Genomic DNA, 17,346 nt, shown 5'->3' on the forward strand with positions numbered 1-17,346 from the left:
CTATACATAGCATCCTCTTATTTTTATGACTGCATATTATGGAGTTGATATGGCTAATTCAATTCCGGAAGATTTTATTTTCCGCTGCGCTTTGTATAAGGATATAGAGCGTAATGTCATGTTAAAACAGGGTTGTATCAGTAATGATGTTCTTATTCAGGCATTCAGCACGCAGTTGAAGAATGAGAAGAATGTGATACTGACCGATCTCTATTCACAGATTCTGGCACATCTTCAACTCGATAAAACTTCGCAGCCCGGTGAGGTCAATGGTGATTTTTCGTTGAGGTCATAATGATGAACATCGTGCAGGAACATGCTGGAAACGCAGTTTTATGGATTGATGATATCTTTATCAGGCAAGGGTTAAGGAATATCCTTACAGATATCGTTTTTGAAGATGACAAGGCGCGACTTGTTTTCTTCACCGCTAATCATTTTGACGCGGTAAAAAAGCAAAATTACGATCTGAATACATATCGTCTGGTGCTGCTGATTGATGGCCATCTGTATCAGTATCTCAATGACATCTCACTTTACAGACTGCCAGTAGATAGCGATGTTGCCTCAATCAAGCAATTTATTATTGATATTACTCGTGCTGGTGGAAAGCACGAGCATCAATCGGAACTCAATATCTCCTTGACTGCGCGAGATAAATATATTTTAACGCAGCTAGGGGAGGGGCGAACTGTTTTTGAGATATCTGCCATGTTAAATCTACACTTAAAAACCATTTACCAGGCCAGGCAGAATCTGATCAAGAAACTTGGTTGCTCAGGGCTGATTGATTTTCAGGGAATACTGCAAGCGCAAATATTCCGCAACTGGCTGAAGCATGCCTGATCATCGATACGCTGAACTTACCTTCAGCGATTTGTGTAAGTTTAAATCAATCGCTCGGGTTATCTCATCGATGATGTCTTCTGTTGTGAACATAAATTAACGCGCATTATAAGAGGGTGATGATAAAGCCTTGTCGGGATGCTTATGATTTATTTACAGATTTTAGCAACCCCGTGCGGTTCAGCTCGTTAATAATGCACTCTGGTTCTTCACACAGAGGCATATTGTCTATATCTAAAATGCCATCATTTTTATGTGGATCATCAGCCTGCAGGTCTGCAAACAGTGGAGTAAGATCCGGCGGTGCTTCGCCTCGTTCGGCCACCAGCTCAAACGTTTTATTTTTTGCCGCCTCGTTAGTCAGGGCACTGACCAGAACCTGGGCGATTTGCTGCCTTGATATCACACCATCTTCTGGTGTTCCTGCATGGCGACGATCCCCCTGGAGCAATACGATTCTGTGTTCATCATCATTGTTGTAATCAAACCAGCCGGGTCTGACGATGGTATAGGGGTGACCACTCGCTCTGACCAGACGTTCGGCACGTCTTTTCCAGTCATGAACCTCAGTGCGTTGATTCCAGGTACTGAGTCGTTCAGTCACGCCAATCGTGGTCATTAAACCGATGCGTACAGGTGTATCCCTGAAGAGTCGTAAAATGTTACGTACACCGCCGTAATCTATCGCTCTGGCGCCAATACGCCCCTGGCCATCGGAACCGAGAGTGAAGATGATGGCATCAATATCTTTCGGCAAATCGGTAAGTGTTTCAGGCATTGAAACATCGCCGTAAAAAACATCCGTTCCACGCGGAAGTAATTTTACTTTCCGTTTATTTCTGACCAGCGCCACGGGCTGATGACCCATTTCGATAGCGGTATTCACGACATGAAGACCAATACTTCCGGTCGCGCCTGCAATGAGTATTTTCATGATAAACCTTCTGATAATTCAGACTTATTTTCTCTACAGTCAGAATATCAATTATCATTATTGTCAGTAATAGGGCTAAAATGATTGTGTCTATGAACACCCTTCATGAGTGCGCGATGAAGGGAATGCCACCATAAGGAAATCGCCGATGCTTAAAGAAAACTTCAACGAACTGCAAATCTTTCTGGTGGTGGCAAGGGAGCGAAGTTTTACCAAAGCAGCGGGCAAACTGGGTGTTTCTCAGTCTGCACTCAGCCATGCGATGAAGGCGCTGGAGGAAAGGCTCAATATCCGCCTTCTGACCCGTACGACCCGAAGCGTTGCCCCTACGGAAGCCGGTGAGCGAATTATTGCCTGCCTTGAACCGCGTATTGCCGATCTTGAACAGGAGCTGGAATCGCTGGTTCAACTGAACGGCACTGCCTCCGGCAATATCCGCTTATCTGCTGGGGAGCATGCCGCGCGAAGTCTGGTTTGGCCAAAGTTAAAACCTTTCCTCAGGGAATATCCGGAAATTAATCTCGAACTGGTGGTTGATAACGGCTTTGTCGATATTGTTGAGGGCCGTTTTGATGCCGGGATCCGCCTGGGCGAAAGCGTGGATAAGGATATGGTTGCTGTAAGAATTGGCCCGGACATGCGCATGGCCGTGGTGGGAGCACCGTCTTACTTCGCGGCAAACCCTGCACCTGAAACGCCGCACGAGCTACAAAATCATCGGTGCATCAATATGCGCCTGCCGACTGCCGGTGGGCTTTATCACTGGGAGTTTGAGAAGGAAGGGAAACCGTTACGGGTCAGAGTGGAAGGGCAGGTAACGTTTAATCAGCAGGCAGAAAGGATTGATGCTGCTTTATCCGGTTTTGGCATTGCCTGTATGCCTGAAGACAGGGTGCAGGATTATATAAAGTCAGGAGAGCTTATTCAGGTTCTGCAGGACTGGTGTCCGTCTTTCCCTGGATATTATCTTTACTACCCGAGCCGTAAGCAGCACCCGCCCGCATTTGCGCTGATGATCGATGCACTTCGCTACGCCCAATAACGGGTCCGTAGACCCGTTCGGGTATTAACGGCCTACGCGGGCCAGGTGCTCAGGAGAGTAACGTTCACCGACGATGTTAATCGTTTCCAGCGCTTGGGTTATCTGCTGCGTATCCTTCTGCGAAAGAATGATGTCGGCAGCCCCCAGGTTTTCCTCCAGCCGGTGCAGTTTGGTGGTACCAGGGATAGGAACAATCCACGGCTTTTGTGCCAACAGCCATGCCAGCGCGATTTGCGCAGACGTCACACCTTTCTCGGCCGCCAGTTCACCCAGCAAGGTGACCAGCTTTTCATTGGCTTCAATCGCCTGCTCGGCGAAACGCGGCACTTGGCTTCTGTAATCATCCTTGCCAAAAGTGGTTCCTGGCTTAATCGATCCCGTCAGGAAGCCTTTGCCTAATGGGCTGAAGGGAACGAAACCAATACCCAGTTCCTCCAGTAACGGCAGGATTTCCTGCTCAGGTTCGCGCCACCACAGAGAGTATTCGCTTTGCAGCGCAGTGACCGGTTGTACGGCATGTGCACGACGAATGGTTTGTGCGCCCGCTTCGGACAGACCGAAATGTTTGACTTTGCCTTCCGCTATCAGGTCTTTCACGGTTCCCGCAACATCTTCAATAGGGACATCCGGGTCGACACGGTGTTGGTACAGCAGATCAATGACATCAGTCTTAAGGCGGCGTAATGATCCTTCCACGGCTTCACGGATATGCTCCGGACGGCTGTTTAAAATCTGCTGCTTGTTGTCCGCACCGAAGGTAAAACCAAACTTGGTGGCAATAACCACACGGTCACGAAACGGTTTTAAGGCTTCGCCTACAACCTCTTCATTAAGAAAGGGGCCATACACTTCAGCGGTATCGAAGAAGGTGACGCCACGTTCAACCGCTGCGCGAATGAGCTCGATAGCCTGACGGGTATCGGTCGCCGGACCGTAGCCATGGCTTAAGCCCATGCAGCCGAGCCCAAGCGCGGATACTTCGAGTCGGGATTTACCCAGATAACGTTTTTGCATTGAATGAATACCTCTTTTATCGCGACTTAAACATCAAGTTTGCGGCCGGTCAGCCATTCCACCATCGCCGGATCGCGGTGAGAGAAGAAGGCGCTGGTTGCAGTGTCGAGGGCAGCAATCTGCAGCATATCTTCAGAACTGAGTTCAAAATCGAGAATGTTAATGTTCTCTGCCATGCGTTCTTTGCGCACCGATTTCGCCAGTGAAATGATGCCTCGCTGGAAGATCCAACGCAGAACAACCTGGCCCACGCTTTTGCCGTACTTCTGACCAATTGCCGTTAATACGGGATGCTGGAACAGACCATTTTTCCCCTCAGCAAACGGAGCCCAGGCTTCCGGCTGAATGCCACGGCTTTGATTCCAAGGAACGGCATGCAGCTGCTGGTTGAAGGGGTTAACTTCAATCTGGTTTACCGCAGGGGCAACGTTGTTGAAGGCGATAAGGTCGGCCAGTCTGTCAGGATGGAAGTTGCTGACGCCAATAGCGCGAATTTTTCCTGCCTGTTGTAATTCTTCCATGGCACGCCATGCCCCATGGACATCACCGTAAGGCTGGTGAATCAGATACAGGTCAACATAATCAAGTTGCAGACGATTCAGGGAGCGTTCGAACTGGGCTTTAGCGCCTTCGTAATGAGTATCCTGCAGCCACAGCTTGGTCGTTACAAAGAGTTCGTTACGGGCGATACCACTTTGTTTCAGAGCGTTCCCGACCTGGGTTTCATTCTGGTAAGACGCGGCGGTATCGATCAGGCGGTATCCCGTATCGATGGCATCAATCACGGCTCTTTCGCATTCAGCGGCATCAGACATTTGAAACACACCAAAGCCCAGCAGGGGCATTTCAATACCGTTGTTCAGTTTTACAGTTTGCATGACGTTATCCTTTGGCTGTTGTCGAGGAAAAGCATAACGCAAAGTTATTTATTCGATTAGATGGGGTAATTAGCTAGGGTTTATTAGATGTGTTCATTAATTTTGAGGAGGGCTGATGGGCGGTGTTGCGCCAGATATCGTCATTCACACCCTGAGACCTTCAACAAAGGTTGTCTGACGAACTTAGCACACAGCCTTATTTTCTTGCGTGGCCGAAAATATATCCATTACTGGAATCCATCAGCGATTTATTGCTGATGCGTTATCTATGAGCCCCGGGAATGGCTTTCCTGATTAGCAATAATCGCGGCCACCTGCATCACCTCTGCTGGTGGTCGCTGCATACTGATTTGTCTGGCCATATAATGCATGTAAGGGTCGACATGACTGAAAATTGCCTTGTAGCCCGCACACAGGTGATTATGCCAGCGCTCGCCCATTTTATGTATCCGGTGCTTCGGGCAACCGCCATGACAGGCAAATCGCCACTCACAGCGCATGCACTCTGAACTCACCTCTGTTTTAGCAAGCCCAAACCTGCGTTGCTGTTTGCTGGCGACCATCTTCGCCAGGCTATCCCGGCGCAGATTTCCCAACCGGTGCTCAGGGTAAACGTAATGGTCGCAGCTGTAGACGTCACCGTTTTGCTCCACGACCAGACCAAAACCGCAGGAAGACTGCATTACGCACAGTGATGGCTTTTCACCAAGCCAGGCCGCCAGCGCGCTATCAAACATCTGTACATACACGCGGCCAACGTCCCTGCGTATCCACAGGTCAAATACCCCCTTCATGAAGTTCCCCCATTGTTCCCCGGATACTGACCACTCCGTGACGGAACCGGCGAGTGTCTGCGGGTAGAGTAATTCACCATACTTTTCGTTAGCCGGGCGCTGCTCGACCGCCGGGATAAACTGAACAAACTCAGCCTTCAGTTCCTGGGTCAGATACGCGTAAATCTCTTGCGGATGTTCAGCGGTGACATTATTGACGACAGTCAGAACATTCACATCAACATGGTGTTTCTTCAGCAAATCCATCGCCCGCAGTACGTTGTCAAAAACAGACTGCTTACTCCGGGTCTTCCTGTAGCGGTCGTGCAACCAGGCTGGACCGTCAATCGACAGGCCGACCAGAAACTGATTTTTCGCCAGGAATGCAGCCCATGCCTCGTCAATCAGCACGCCATTGGTCTGGATGCTGTTACTGATACGCTTCTTCCCGGCATATTTGCTCTGCAACTGCATCGCCTTTTCATAGAAAGCAATACCGGCAAGCGTTGGTTCGCCTCCCTGCCAGGTAAATTCCACCTCTGGGCCAGGGTTCGCCTCAATGTACTGCCGCACATAGGCTTCAAGCGTGACATCATCCATATGCCGGGCGGGTTTACGGGGTTTCAGCGTGCTCTGTTCTTTTTCCAGATAGAAGCAGTAATCGCAGGCGATATTGCACTGATAGCTGACGGGCTTGGCCATCAAATGGAATGGTTTGCTCATGGTCGCTCCTGAATAAATCACACACGAAATTTAGTGATATTGCTCACTCTTTTATCACTGTGTTTTGACTTTGGCCAAAAAAGACTGAAACATAGTTTTCATTGATATCAATATAACATGAAATATAAACTTCATAACACCAACATTAGGGGTCTTTATGAGCAAACTGTTTGCCGGAGCACAAAATCTGGGTAAATCGTTTATGCTGCCGATTGCCGTCCTGCCAGCCGCAGGTCTGCTTCTGGGATTCGGTGGCGTGTTCACCAATCCGGTTACCATCTCCACCTATCCAGCCCTCAACAGTGAAGTGATTCAGGCGATTTTTACCGTCATGAAACTGTGTGGTAGCGTGGTCTTCGATAATCTCTCTCTGCTGTTTGCCGTGGGCATCGCTGTAGGTATGGCACGAAGCGACAAGGGAACGGCCGGTCTTGCTGCAGTACTTTGCTTTATCGTCATGAACAAGGCGATCAACGCGTCACTATTGCTATCTGGAACGCTGGCCTCAGAGAATCTGGCCGCAGCCGGGCAGGCGAGTGTAATGGGGATCACTACGCTACAAACCGGCGTGATGGGCGGGATCATTAGTGGTCTGCTGGCCTTCTGGGTTCAAAAGCGGTTTGGCAAAACCGAGCTACCCAGTCTGCTGGCCTTTTTCAGCGGCTCCCGTTTCGTGCCTATTGTCAGTTCCTTTTTTGCCATCTTCCTCGGGGTGGCGCTGTTCTGGGTCTGGCCTCATATCCAGACGGGCATTACCCATCTGGGGGGGCTGGTTGAAAAAACCGGTTATGTTGGGACCCTGTTCTACGGCATGATCCTCAAATGCCTCATTCCCTTGGGCCTTCATCATCTGTTCTACCTGCCATTCTGGCTGACCAGTGTGGGAGGGGAGCAAATGGTGAACGGACACCTGGTACAAGGAACGCAAAAAATCTTCTTTGCCCAGTTGGCCGATCCCTCTGTGACGCAGTACTACATCGGGGTATCCCGTTTCATGGCCGGGCGTTTCGCAGACTTTATGTTCGGCCTGCCGGGTGCAGCGCTGGCTATCTACCATTCTGCCCGTCCTGAGAACAAGAAAAAAGTTGCCAGCCTGATGCTTTCCGCTGCGCTAACTGCGTTTGTCACCGGCATTACTGAGCCGCTGGAATTTGCGTTCATGTTCTGCGCGCCGTTGCTGTATGGCATGCACATTGTGCTGACCGGCGTTGCATTTATGTTTACACACATCCTGCAAATCACGGTTGGACAGACATTCTCCGGTGGGCTTATCGACTTTCTGCTGTTTGGTGTTCTTCAGGGTAATGCCAAAACCAACTGGCTGCTGATGCTCCCTCTCGGTGTGGTCATGTTCTGCCTGTATTACTTCTCCTTCCGCTTCCTTATCAAATGGCGTCAACTGAACACGCCGGGCCGTGAAGATGACGCAGAAGATGAACAGCCGGTAGCGGCATCTGTCAGTGGCAGTGAACGGGCTGCAGGGATCGTGCAGGCACTGGGGGGCCGGGACAATATTGTTGATGTGGATTGCTGCGCTACTCGTCTTCGTATCACAGTCAAAAACCCACAAAGCGTTGTTGTGGACGCCTTTAAACTACTCGGCAGCCGTGGGGCGTTTATCCGTGGAGAGGGGGTGCAGGTAGTCTACGGCCCACACGTGACGCTGATTAAAAACGAAGTCGAAGAATTTATCGGTTCATAAAGAAGAGACGTTTTATGAAAGCTGTAATGTTGATGTTTGATACGCTGACGCGTAACCACCTCGCCCCTTATGGGGGCGATGCCATCACTCCCAATTTTACCCGGCTAGCCCGTGAGTCTGCGCAGTTTGATAACTTCTATGTCGGCAGCATGCCCTGCATGCCAGCCCGACGCGAACTGCATACTGGGCGTTATAATTTTCTGCACCGCAGTTGGGGGCCATTGGAGCCGTTCGATTTCTCAACGTTCCAGGCGCTGAAGCAGGCTGGCATTCATACCCATATGGTGACCGACCATAAACACTACTGGCGTGATGGCGGAGCGACCTACCATACCCGTTATTCCACCTTTGAGTTTATCCGCGGCCAGGAAGGGGATTGCTGGAAAGGGCAGGTTGAAAAACCAGCCATCAACTGGCAGGGAATGGAAGACGAAGAAACCCTGCGCCGTCGCAGCGGGCGTATGATCCAGGACCTGATTAACCGTGCGGCGATGCCCATCCAGGACGATCACTTTACTCACCGTACCATCAGTGCCGGTATAGATTTCCTGGAAACCAATAAAGATCAGGATAACTGGTTCCTGCAGATCGAATGTTTCGACCCCCATGAACCGTTCTTCGTACCGGAAAAATACCTTGCGCAGTATGGCTGCACCCCTGATGAATTTGACGGGTGGGTGCCTTACTACTGCGGCGCACCTGGCGGCAGGGATGATGATAAAGTCCGAAAATTCTACCAGGCACTCATCACCATGTGTGACGACTACCTTGGCCAGGTGATGGACAAGCTGAAAGCACTGGAGCTGTGGGAGGACACGTTGTTCATCGTCTGTACCGACCACGGATTCCTGTTGGGAGAGCATCAATGGTGGGGCAAGAACATCATGCCGGTGTACAACGAAATCGCAAACACACCGTTCTTTATCCGCGATCCACGTTGTAAAGCAGAAGGCGTACGCCGCAGCGCGCTGGCACAGACTATCGATATTCCGGCAACTCTGCTGGAGTATTTCGACGTTCCACGTCCGCCATCCATGACCGGTAAGCCGCTGCGTCCGGCTGTGGAAAATGATACCCCAGTACGTGATTATGCGATGTTTGGCTACTTTGGCGGCCACATCAATATCACCGACGGCGAGTACGTCTATATGCGCTGCCCACGGGAGGAAGGGAAGGGGGGGCTGTATGAATATACCCTGATGCCGGCCCGAATCGACAGCATGTTCAAGATGAATGAGCTGCAGAATATCACTATCCATCCCGGCTTTGATTTCACCCAGGGCGCGCAGGTCATGCAAATTCCTGCAACCTTTGGTTATCTGAATCCGTGGCGGTTCGGGGATAAACTCTTCGATCTCAACGCCGATCCGCAGCAGATGCGTCCTCTTCACGACAGTGAACGTGCGTTTCACTACGCGCAGGCAATAACCGGACTGATGGAACGGCATGATGCACCACCAGAACTCTACGTCCGTTTTGAACTGGACATGCTAACGCCGGAACGCGAAATTGCCTTCGCTGAGCGCTGGGCCAGACAGCGTCCATGGACCGGGAAAGCCTATCGCTGTGCGCATCATGGCGTGGAAGAGGCATTACGTTTTGTCCTCAGTGCAGCCAAAGAGCAGGGCATAACGCAGGATGAGTTGCTGAAGCATTTCCCGGCCGGACATTCACTGGCTGAAAGGGATATCTTCACGCTGATTGATGCTTGTTTCACCGGAGACCGGCATAAGGCGCTGGTTTATCAGAGCCGATTGCTGCTGAGGACAGAGTAACCATGAACGTCTCGCAGCTTGAAAATAACCGCTTTCTGGTCGTGGTGAACGCGGCGGGCGGTGAGCTATCTTCTCTGCGCGATAAATCCACGGGGCGTGAATGGTTGTGGCAACCGCAGCCAGGCGTCTGGAATAACTCGGCTACGCAGCTGTTTCCTGTGGTCGGGGCGCTCATCAATGAAGGACTGCGTGTAGACAATCGACATCTGCCGTTACCGGCGCACGGTTTTTTACGACATCAGACGTTTACCTGCCTTGAACAAGGTGTGAACCATCTGTTGCTGGAAGCCTGCTCCACCTCTGAAACCCTTGGCGTATGGCCATGGTGCTGGCGGATTCAGTTACGGCTCATGTTGCATGAGTTTGGGGTCAGTGTGACACAGCGAGTTTTTAATGATGACCGTCAGCCATTCTTGTATTCCATTGGCTGGCACCCCGGGTTTGCGCTGCCTGTGTCCAGCCAAACGGGATGGCAGGTGAAGTTTGGTGAGCTGGCGGTCAGAGGGCCTTTTCCGACGCGTAACAGAACACTGGTCACGGAAGACCTGACTCGAACAACGCAGTCCTTTGCACTGACAGAGGCAGCCTTTCGCGAGGGTGCCATTTACTTCGGTGACTGCCAGCAGCAACAGATCAGGGTTTGTTCACCCGACGGCACAATCGTCATGACGCTTGAAACGGCTGAATATGACTGGCTTGCGCTCTGGGGCGTTCCCGGTGCTGACTTGCTCTGTATCGAGCCACTCGCCGGGACGACCGATGCGCCAGATTTTGACGGAACGGTGGAGAAGAAGCGCGGAATACGACTGCTTGCACCGAACCAGAGTCAGAGATTCTCCGTGAAACTGCGTTTTACGGTGGACGCATGCGAAGGGGATTGACAGAATACCCGTTATTTTTCATGCAAAAGGATCGGGTGTTGCGATGAGCGTAAATCGTGAAAATGTGCGGGTGTATATCAGTAATGTGCTGGGTGGACTTGGTGAAACTGACCAGCATATTGCCCGGTTTATTCTTGAGCAGCCCGCTACGGTAGCGCAAATGCCGGTACGTAAACTGGCCGAAGCCATATCAGTCAGTGAAGCGACGATCGTGCGCTTTTGCAAAAAAATTGGTTATACCGGGCTGCTCGAGCTGAAAGCGGCGCTTAAACGTGAGCTTCTGGCCGATCGCGAGCAACTGCTGCCATCGTCCCCGGACATCTTCCTGGATGATTCCCGCAACGATGTGGCGCAGAAAATAGCCATGACGGTTGAAACCACCCTGAATGAGACCATCGGTCTGCTGGACATGAAAGTGGTCAATCCAGTGGTTGAGCGATTTTTGACCGCGAACCGCGTTTTGTTCGTGGGGTTTGGAGCCTCAGGTCTTTCCGCAATGGAAGCCCGCGACAAAATGAACCGTCAGGGCATTGATTCGGAAGCCTATACCGACCGTTTTACCATGACGTTGAAACTCGCCAACCTCAAACCAGAAGACCTGGTGGTTGCATTTTCTCACTCAGGCGAAACACCGGAAGTGGTTAATGCCTTCCGGCTGGCCAAAAAAGCGGGCGCGCATTGTCTGGCAATAACGCACAGTCCGCAGTCACCGCTGACTGAACTGGCAGACACCTGGTTGCTGACCAGCGGTAGTGCTGGCCCCTACCAGGGAGACTCGATCGCCACCCGTATGTCACAGCTGTTCATGATTGAGTTTCTGTGCACAGAAATCACTCGCCACAATCTGCGCGACAGCGAATCGACCGGACTGTCTATTAAAGAATTGTTGATAAAAGAAAGGATTAAACGTGAGTCTACAGGATAATACTCCGTCAATACGCCCAAAGGGGAAGTGGTGGCTTGAGGGTAAAACCCCCGATTATCGTTTTACGCTCGCCAACGAGCGTACATTTCTTGCCTGGATCCGTACTGCGCTGGCACTCATGGCCGGTGCTGTCGGCATCGAGCAGTTTTCCCCCCAATTATCTTCTGCGGAACTGCGTATCGGTATTTCAACACTGCTGCTGGTCGCTGCATCAGCGATGGGATATATGGCCTGGCGACGCTGGCGCAAGAATGAATATGCTATGCGTCTTGAAAATGATTTACCTTACACCCGTTTGCTGGTGGTTCTGTCAATACTGATGCTGGTTCTCGCAATATTGCTGGGTATATTACTCTGGCAGGGAAGACCATTATGAAAAGAGATCCGGGCTTACAACCAGAACGTACACACCTGTCATGGCGAAGAACAGGATGGTCAATGCTCGCGCCTGGTCTGTTGTGTTTTCGGGGATGGAGTCATACTGGTAATCTTCTCTACGGTGTGGCGGGTATGCTGCTGATGGCTGGTTCTTTCGCTATTTTCTGCGGAGCCCTCACTTGCCGGCATGTAGTGATCTCATTCAATGTAATGATTGCAGGTGTATTGCTCTTGTTATCTCAGTTATAAGCGCACCGTGAAGGACGTAGAGGTAGAATTTAGTTTACAGGAAGGATTTCGTCTCAGGGCAGTCACTCTTTCACTCGGTTGGCGGGCCTGTTTTAGTTGACCTCTACACTGGAAGCAATCGGAATCTCCGATGCGTTATCTGCCGTCGTCCAGCATGTCAGTTGGTGCTAATATTAAATCAATGGATTTATGAGAAATTATCCCCTTAATTATGCATGTAGAAGATGAAGAATGAAAAGACTGCTGATATTGACCCTTCTAGGGTTTTCCTGTGTGTCACAAGCCAAGTCAGTAATGCGTTGTGAGGGCGACAAAGCGGTTGTCTTCGACAAAGAGCGGGCGACCATTGTTTATGACGGTCGTGTTTTTGAGAATGCATACCAGAGAACGCTTAGTGGTATGGTCATAATCAGTGGCACTGACGATCTGGGCTATGAAGGTGAATTGTTGTTTTCGAAAGTCGAAGACGTTGGCGCATGGAGCTTCAATATCAGCGAAAGTGACGAAATGACCCCTCCAGAAGCTAAGACGCGGAAAACGATTTTATCCATAGATTGCACTCCACAGTAGGATGGAGGTGCGGGCGTTACTATTGAACTGCCACATGTCCGCTCCTCGTGCCAAGCAGACCGTCACGTTCCCATTTTATTTTTTTGATAAAGCTGATGTTTGTATTGAGCCCTCAATAATGAAGGCTCAATACTAGCTCTTCCTATTGTAGATCTTTTTCCTTCAGGAATTGACTCACCAAATCAGCAATCTGCACATTATTTAAATCAGAGAACGGGAAGTGGGTATTGCCTTTGATTCCTTCCTCAGGCAGATGCGTCACAGTGACATTGAATTTTTTACGGTGCTAACGCCAATGGAAGTGAGAGCGCGAACTGGGTTTCATGTAACGCAACAACATGTGAACTGGCTTACATCTTTGACCTCTATCACACTTTATAGTGACATTACTTTTTAGAGGACACATTTCATCATCATGGCTTCCATTAAAGATGTTGCAAAAAAAGCAGGAGTATCAACGGCTACTGTATCGCGGGTGCTTAACAATCACCCCAGCGTAGTGCCTGAAACGCGTCAGGCGGTACGTGATGCAATGGATTTCCTGTGTTATGTGCCCAGTAAAAGCGCGATTCAACTGAGCGGCAAATGTTCAGGCCTCATCGCCGTCGTGTTGCCGAACCTGGTCAATCCGCACTTTTGCGAGCTGCTGGCGACTTTTGAGGAAGAAGCGCGATACATAGGCAAGACGGTGATCGTTAAAACGCATCAAAACCAACCGCAGCAGGATAAACAGATAGTTCATACCCTGATCGGTACGGGAATTGATAGTCTGCTGTGGGTACCGACGGAAGCGGAATCTGAACTTGCAGAGTGGCTCGCGGCTACTCATATTCCGGTTGCGGTGGTAACACAGGTTTCCCGGTTTTTTAATTCGGTATCGATTAATCAGAGCAAAGGTGCAGAAAGCATTGCAGAACATTTTATCCAGACCGGACATACCGCCTTAGGTTTTATTGCGCAGGAGGGGGTCGACAATCGCAAAGTGTCAGCGTGGAGTAAAAAAATCACCGGTCACGGATTAACCATTAACCCACAGAATCAATTCTGGATTACGAAAGGCGAAGGTGAAAAAATATCAGGTCATATAAGTACCCTTGACGACATTATAGAAAAATTAGCCAGGCGGGAAACAGTATGTACATGCCTGATGGTCTATAATGACGTCGCCGCCAGTTATATTATTGATGGATTAAATAATCATGGCATTTCCGTTCCACAGGACATTGCCATTGTCAGTTTTGATAACACATTTTTGGCACAAACTAAAAAAATAACAAGTATAGCTCAGCCGATAAATGAAATTGCGCATCTGGCATTTCAGATGGTCAGCAATAAAAACAATCAGGAGAGTATTGAAATGTATGAAATTGTATCTCGCTTAATTATTCGTGAGAGCAGTGTTAATATTAACATTACAGCTTTGTAAGAATAATATTTACAAATTAAGAAGAACTCAAAGTAGAGAGTATAACCCCGCCTATTTTTACTACGGCATGCGCCGCGCATAAACCGTGCTTTGTAATTATGGCTGTTCAATATTAAGGGATATATATGTCTAATACAGCCGCTGAAAAACACAGCTATTATGAAAGATTGAGCCTGAAAGAAAAGATTGGTTACGGTATGGGTGATGCCGGTTCCTGTATGATTTGGAGCGTACTGGCACTCTATCTGACCTGGTTTTATACCGATGTCTATGGCCTTGATCCCGCGATTGTCGGCACTCTTTTTCTGGTGATCCGCGTTTTTGACGCCTTCAGCGATCCAGTTATGGGGGCGATTTGTGACCGGACCCGCACCCGCTGGGGGAAGTTCCGACCGTGGCTATTATGGATGGCCGTGCCGTTTGGCCTCGGTGCTGTCTTAATGTTCACCACGCCCGACCTGAGCATGAATGGAAAAATCATCTATGCTTGGATCACCTATTTAGTCATGTCATTGATTTATACAGCAATAAATATCCCTTATTGTTCGGTCGCAGGCGTCATTACGCTCAACCCGAAAGAACGCATGGGGTGCCTGTCATGGCGCTTCTTCCTTAACGGCCTGGCCACGCTGATCGTCTCTTCCTCGATTTTACCATTAACCGATTGGCTGGGTGATGGCAGTCGTGCATCCGGTTTCCAGTTAACGATGATGATCATGGGCGGTGCAGCTACCTTAATGTTCCTGTTCTGCTTCTTCAGTATTAAAGAGCGCGTGGTCTCAATTAAAAATAATGAGACCTTAAGAAAGGATCTCAAAGATATTATTAAAAATGACCAATGGCTATTGATGATCTCGATTACCTTCTTGAATGTTTTTCCGGCATTCATTCGCGGGGCCGTGACCATTTATTATGCCACTTATGTGATGCAGGCTTCGGTAGGATTTATTACCTTCTTCATGGCGCTCGGTGTGGCCTGCAACATGTTGGGTAGCGTAATTGCTAAACCGCTAACGGATCGCTTTGATAAAATTAAATTATTCCGCATTATTAATATTATTCTCGGCATACTCTCTTTCGCTCTGTGGTTTGTCGATCCACATTCACTGACGCCGCTGCTGGCACTGTTTATTGTGATTAATATTTTGCACCTGATTCAATCGGGGCCTATTTTGTGGGCAATGATGTCCGACGTTGACGATTATGGTGACTGGAAATTAGGTAAACGCCTGACCGGTATTTCTTTTGCTGGTAATCTATTCATGCTGAAAATGGGACTGGCAGTCGCAGGCGCTATTGTTGCGTGGATATTGTCTTACACCGGTTATATTGCCAATAAACCACAGCAAAATACGCAGGCCATCCAGGGCATTATTATGATGTTTTCGTTATTGCCGATGGTGAGTTATTTCATTAGCGCCTGGATAGTACGCTATTTCAAACTGAACGATACGTTCCTCGAAAAAATTAAAGTCGACCTCGCAAAACGCGAATTGCAAAACGGCTCTGCCCAGACTCAGGAGTATAAAGATGTCCCTGTCGTTAAATGTTAAGCAAGGCCAGCGTATTGATTTATGGCTAAAAGAAACCAAGCCAGCCAGTGAAGCCTTATTTTCCATCCGTATTGAGAGTGAGGTGGTATTCAAAATCAAAACGGCCCCTTGTTATTATTCCTATTTTACCTGGACCGCCTGGCGGGATGGCAATGCTTGTCTGGACTGGTTGCAAGATAATAGCGAGATCTCGCTATGTTATACCTGGCATCCGGATACACTCTCCGAGAATGGAGTCAGTTTTATCGCCACTGAGGGCAATGCGCTTTGTTTGCTGAATGACCGCGACATTGCCAATGGATATCTGCAAGATCCTTTACGTCCGACGCTGCATTTTTCGCCTCACACCGGCTGGATGAATGATCCAAACGGCCTGCATCGCAAAGGCGACGAGTGGCATCTGTTTTACCAGTATCACCCGCATAGCACCCAGTGGGGACCGATGCACTGGAATCACGCGGTGAGCAAAGACCTTTATCACTGGCGGCATTACCCGGTCTTTCTCCAGCCAGAACAAAATCTGGCGGCGCTGGGGGCGACAGGCGGTGCCTTTTCCGGAAGCGCGTCTATTGATATGCAAGGGCAAACCCGTTTTTGGTATACCGAACGTCTGCCGGCATACGATTTATATCACGGTTATCGCGAAATTCAGAAAATGGCCGTGCCACTGGACAGTTACGACAAACCTGCGTCAGTGAAAACGGTGTTAACTGAACTGCCTTCCGGCGTCGATTGTGATTTTCGCGATCCTAAAGTCTGGTATGAGGAGGCCGATTCCTCTTTTTATATGATCCTCGGCGCCTCTGTGCATGGCGATCCGGCGATGCTGCTGTTCCATTCTTCTGACAGTGAACGCTGGGAATTTCACCATGTGCTATACGTGGCCCCGGCTTACTTTCGTGAAAATGGTGGTCGTTGCGTTGAATGCCCAGACTTTTTCTGCCTTGATGGCGTGTGGGTGTTAATCCTTGGCGTTGTGGGATATACCGAACCTGTCACCGGTCGCCACAACCTGTTGTTCGCACAAACCGGTGATTTTCAACACGGTCATTTCACCCCTTCGGCACAAGCGCTGCAAATGCTGGATTTCGGCACCGATTTCTACGCCCTGCAAACCTGGGGTGAAGAAGAGGGGCGTACCGGTTTTGCCTGGTTATATAACTGGGCCACGCAAAAAAACGTTGATTCCACGTATTGCGGCGAAATGTCTTTACCGCGTCGCTTTCATCTCAACGCGCAACAAGAACTGTGTATGACCCCGGTTTTACCGCCAGAGTCACTGGTCATCAATCAGAACAGGCTGGCTGATAACATGCTTTGGTCAAGTGCAGAGGGCAGTAAAGCCTGCATGATCACGTTCACGCCGACAGCCGAGTTTTGTCTGAGGCTAAACGGAAACAGCGGCCAGGAAATTGTCTTCGAATATGACGGCAAATCGTTGTCACTGCGGGAAAAAGGTCAGGATGATGGCCGTTACCATGCACCACTGACCCACGTAGAGGATGTCACATTGTGCTTCGATGCCGGGATCGTGGAAGTCTTCACCAATCAGGGTAGCGTCTGTGGAACACGACGATATTATTCGTGCAATGCACTGACACAAATACAACTCGCCGGTGCTCCGGCAATAGTCACTCATTATCGTGCCGCTTATGCGCAACAATAAAATGGTTTAAT

16 protein-coding genes and 1 pseudogene are annotated in these 17,346 nt (G+C 49.6%); 12 read left to right on the plus strand and 5 right to left on the minus strand.

Features of this window, described 5'->3' with window-relative positions:
• Positions 1 to 49: 49 nt before the first annotated feature.
• A complete protein-coding gene (locus tag HV352_RS10120; RefSeq protein ID WP_016156767.1) occupies positions 50 to 295 on the plus strand; it encodes a hypothetical protein in 246 nt (81 codons plus the stop codon).
• Positions 295 to 846, plus strand: a complete 552-nt coding sequence (locus HV352_RS10125) for a LuxR C-terminal-related transcriptional regulator (protein WP_049042080.1) — start codon at positions 295 to 297, stop codon at positions 844 to 846. The genes HV352_RS10120 and HV352_RS10125 overlap by 1 nt, the downstream gene beginning before the upstream one ends.
• Positions 847 to 988: 142 nt before the next feature.
• Here the strand turns inward: HV352_RS10125 and HV352_RS10130 are convergent, their stop codons facing one another.
• A complete protein-coding gene (locus tag HV352_RS10130) occupies positions 989 to 1,780 on the minus strand; it encodes an SDR family oxidoreductase (protein WP_101700536.1) in 792 nt (263 codons plus the stop codon).
• Positions 1,781 to 1,928: 148 nt separating this feature from the next.
• Here HV352_RS10130 and HV352_RS10135 point away from each other — a divergent pair, with 148 nt between their 5' ends.
• Positions 1,929 to 2,822 carry a LysR family transcriptional regulator gene (locus HV352_RS10135; RefSeq protein ID WP_016156764.1) on the plus strand — a complete coding sequence of 298 codons (894 nt, stop codon included), beginning with the start codon at positions 1,929 to 1,931 and terminating at the stop codon, positions 2,820 to 2,822.
• 24 nt (positions 2,823 to 2,846) lie between these two features.
• Here HV352_RS10135 and HV352_RS10140 read toward each other — a convergent pair whose 3' ends face one another.
• The 3 genes from HV352_RS10140 to HV352_RS10150 all read right to left on the minus strand — a co-directional run bounded on the left by HV352_RS10140 (position 2,847) and on the right by HV352_RS10150 (position 6,210).
• Complete coding sequence (locus HV352_RS10140) at positions 2,847 to 3,836, minus strand: aldo/keto reductase (RefSeq protein WP_047358275.1); 990 nt, start codon at positions 3,834 to 3,836, stop codon at positions 2,847 to 2,849.
• A 26-nt stretch (positions 3,837 to 3,862) separates the two neighbouring features.
• Positions 3,863 to 4,714: an aldo/keto reductase gene (locus HV352_RS10145; RefSeq protein ID WP_016153337.1), complete on the minus strand. Its 852-nt coding sequence runs from the start codon at positions 4,712 to 4,714 to the stop codon at positions 3,863 to 3,865.
• Positions 4,715 to 4,980: 266 nt separating this feature from the next.
• Positions 4,981 to 6,210 carry an anaerobic sulfatase maturase gene (locus HV352_RS10150; RefSeq protein WP_103283760.1) on the minus strand — a complete coding sequence of 410 codons (1,230 nt, stop codon included), beginning with the start codon at positions 6,208 to 6,210 and terminating at the stop codon, positions 4,981 to 4,983.
• A gap of 157 nt (positions 6,211 to 6,367) precedes the next feature.
• Here HV352_RS10150 and HV352_RS10155 point away from each other — a divergent pair, with 157 nt between their 5' ends.
• The 6 genes from HV352_RS10155 to HV352_RS10185 all read left to right on the plus strand — a co-directional run bounded on the left by HV352_RS10155 (position 6,368) and on the right by HV352_RS10185 (position 12,690).
• Entirely contained in the window at positions 6,368 to 7,912 is a 1,545-nt protein-coding gene (locus HV352_RS10155; RefSeq protein WP_141875264.1) for a PTS transporter subunit EIIC, read from the plus strand.
• A 14-nt stretch (positions 7,913 to 7,926) separates the two neighbouring features.
• A complete protein-coding gene (locus tag HV352_RS10160) occupies positions 7,927 to 9,687 on the plus strand; it encodes a sulfatase (protein WP_181635397.1) in 1,761 nt (586 codons plus the stop codon).
• A 2-nt stretch (positions 9,688 to 9,689) separates the two neighbouring features.
• The gene (locus tag HV352_RS10165; protein WP_181635398.1) at positions 9,690 to 10,568 is read left to right on the plus strand and encodes an aldose epimerase; all 879 of its coding nucleotides are present in this window, start codon (positions 9,690 to 9,692) and stop codon (positions 10,566 to 10,568) included.
• 43 nt (positions 10,569 to 10,611) lie between these two features.
• Positions 10,612 to 11,493, plus strand: a complete 882-nt coding sequence (locus HV352_RS10170) for a MurR/RpiR family transcriptional regulator (RefSeq protein WP_047416661.1) — start codon at positions 10,612 to 10,614, stop codon at positions 11,491 to 11,493.
• The gene (locus HV352_RS10175; protein WP_016156755.1) at positions 11,477 to 11,869 is read left to right on the plus strand and encodes a DUF202 domain-containing protein; all 393 of its coding nucleotides are present in this window, start codon (positions 11,477 to 11,479) and stop codon (positions 11,867 to 11,869) included. The genes HV352_RS10170 and HV352_RS10175 overlap by 17 nt, the downstream gene beginning before the upstream one ends.
• Before the next feature lie 482 nt (positions 11,870 to 12,351).
• Complete coding sequence (locus HV352_RS10185; protein WP_047416664.1) at positions 12,352 to 12,690, plus strand: hypothetical protein; 339 nt, start codon at positions 12,352 to 12,354, stop codon at positions 12,688 to 12,690.
• A 142-nt stretch (positions 12,691 to 12,832) separates the two neighbouring features.
• On the opposite strand, the pseudogene HV352_RS10190 reads toward HV352_RS10185, so the two are convergent.
• Positions 12,833 to 12,961, minus strand: a pseudogene (locus HV352_RS10190) (alpha/beta hydrolase); the annotation flags it as partial.
• 144 nt (positions 12,962 to 13,105) lie between these two features.
• Between HV352_RS10190 and HV352_RS10195 the strand changes: the two are divergent.
• The 3 genes from HV352_RS10195 (at position 13,106) to HV352_RS10205 (ending at position 17,335) form a co-directional block, all read left to right on the plus strand.
• Positions 13,106 to 14,116 carry a LacI family DNA-binding transcriptional regulator gene (locus HV352_RS10195; protein ID WP_047416667.1) on the plus strand — a complete coding sequence of 337 codons (1,011 nt, stop codon included), beginning with the start codon at positions 13,106 to 13,108 and terminating at the stop codon, positions 14,114 to 14,116.
• Positions 14,117 to 14,241: 125 nt separating this feature from the next.
• A complete protein-coding gene (locus tag HV352_RS10200) occupies positions 14,242 to 15,669 on the plus strand; it encodes an MFS transporter (RefSeq protein ID WP_153646308.1) in 1,428 nt (475 codons plus the stop codon).
• Complete coding sequence (locus HV352_RS10205) at positions 15,647 to 17,335, plus strand: glycoside hydrolase family 32 protein (RefSeq protein WP_181635399.1); 1,689 nt, start codon at positions 15,647 to 15,649, stop codon at positions 17,333 to 17,335. Before HV352_RS10200 ends, HV352_RS10205 begins: the two co-directional genes overlap by 23 nt.
• Positions 17,336 to 17,346 lie beyond the last annotated feature (11 nt).

This window comes from Citrobacter sp. RHBSTW-01044 (genome assembly GCF_013781945.1).
GTDB lineage: Bacteria > Pseudomonadota > Gammaproteobacteria > Enterobacterales > Enterobacteriaceae > Citrobacter > Citrobacter braakii.

Excerpts from the sequence above, each read along its gene's own strand:
- HV352_RS10205 (WP_181635399.1), top strand. The coding sequence starts at position 15,647 with ATGTCCCTGTCGTTAAATGTTAAGCAAGGCCAGCGTATTGATTTATGG.
- HV352_RS10200 (WP_153646308.1), top strand. The coding sequence starts at position 14,242 with ATGTCTAATACAGCCGCTGAAAAACACAGCTATTATGAAAGATTGAGC.
- HV352_RS10140 (WP_047358275.1), bottom strand. The coding sequence starts at position 3,836 with ATGCAAAAACGTTATCTGGGTAAATCCCGACTCGAAGTATCCGCGCTT.
- HV352_RS10165 (WP_181635398.1), top strand. The coding sequence starts at position 9,690 with ATGAACGTCTCGCAGCTTGAAAATAACCGCTTTCTGGTCGTGGTGAAC.
- HV352_RS10155 (WP_141875264.1), top strand. The coding sequence starts at position 6,368 with ATGAGCAAACTGTTTGCCGGAGCACAAAATCTGGGTAAATCGTTTATG.
- HV352_RS10150 (WP_103283760.1), bottom strand. The coding sequence starts at position 6,210 with ATGAGCAAACCATTCCATTTGATGGCCAAGCCCGTCAGCTATCAGTGC.
- HV352_RS10160 (WP_181635397.1), top strand. The coding sequence starts at position 7,927 with ATGAAAGCTGTAATGTTGATGTTTGATACGCTGACGCGTAACCACCTC.
- HV352_RS10170 (WP_047416661.1), top strand. The coding sequence starts at position 10,612 with ATGAGCGTAAATCGTGAAAATGTGCGGGTGTATATCAGTAATGTGCTG.
- HV352_RS10135 (WP_016156764.1), top strand. The coding sequence starts at position 1,929 with ATGCTTAAAGAAAACTTCAACGAACTGCAAATCTTTCTGGTGGTGGCA.
- HV352_RS10130 (WP_101700536.1), bottom strand. The coding sequence starts at position 1,780 with ATGAAAATACTCATTGCAGGCGCGACCGGAAGTATTGGTCTTCATGTC.
- HV352_RS10185 (WP_047416664.1), top strand. The coding sequence starts at position 12,352 with ATGAAAAGACTGCTGATATTGACCCTTCTAGGGTTTTCCTGTGTGTCA.
- HV352_RS10120 (WP_016156767.1), top strand. The coding sequence starts at position 50 with ATGGCTAATTCAATTCCGGAAGATTTTATTTTCCGCTGCGCTTTGTAT.
- HV352_RS10125 (WP_049042080.1), top strand. The coding sequence starts at position 295 with ATGATGAACATCGTGCAGGAACATGCTGGAAACGCAGTTTTATGGATT.
- HV352_RS10145 (WP_016153337.1), bottom strand. The coding sequence starts at position 4,714 with ATGCAAACTGTAAAACTGAACAACGGTATTGAAATGCCCCTGCTGGGC.
- HV352_RS10195 (WP_047416667.1), top strand. The coding sequence starts at position 13,106 with ATGGCTTCCATTAAAGATGTTGCAAAAAAAGCAGGAGTATCAACGGCT.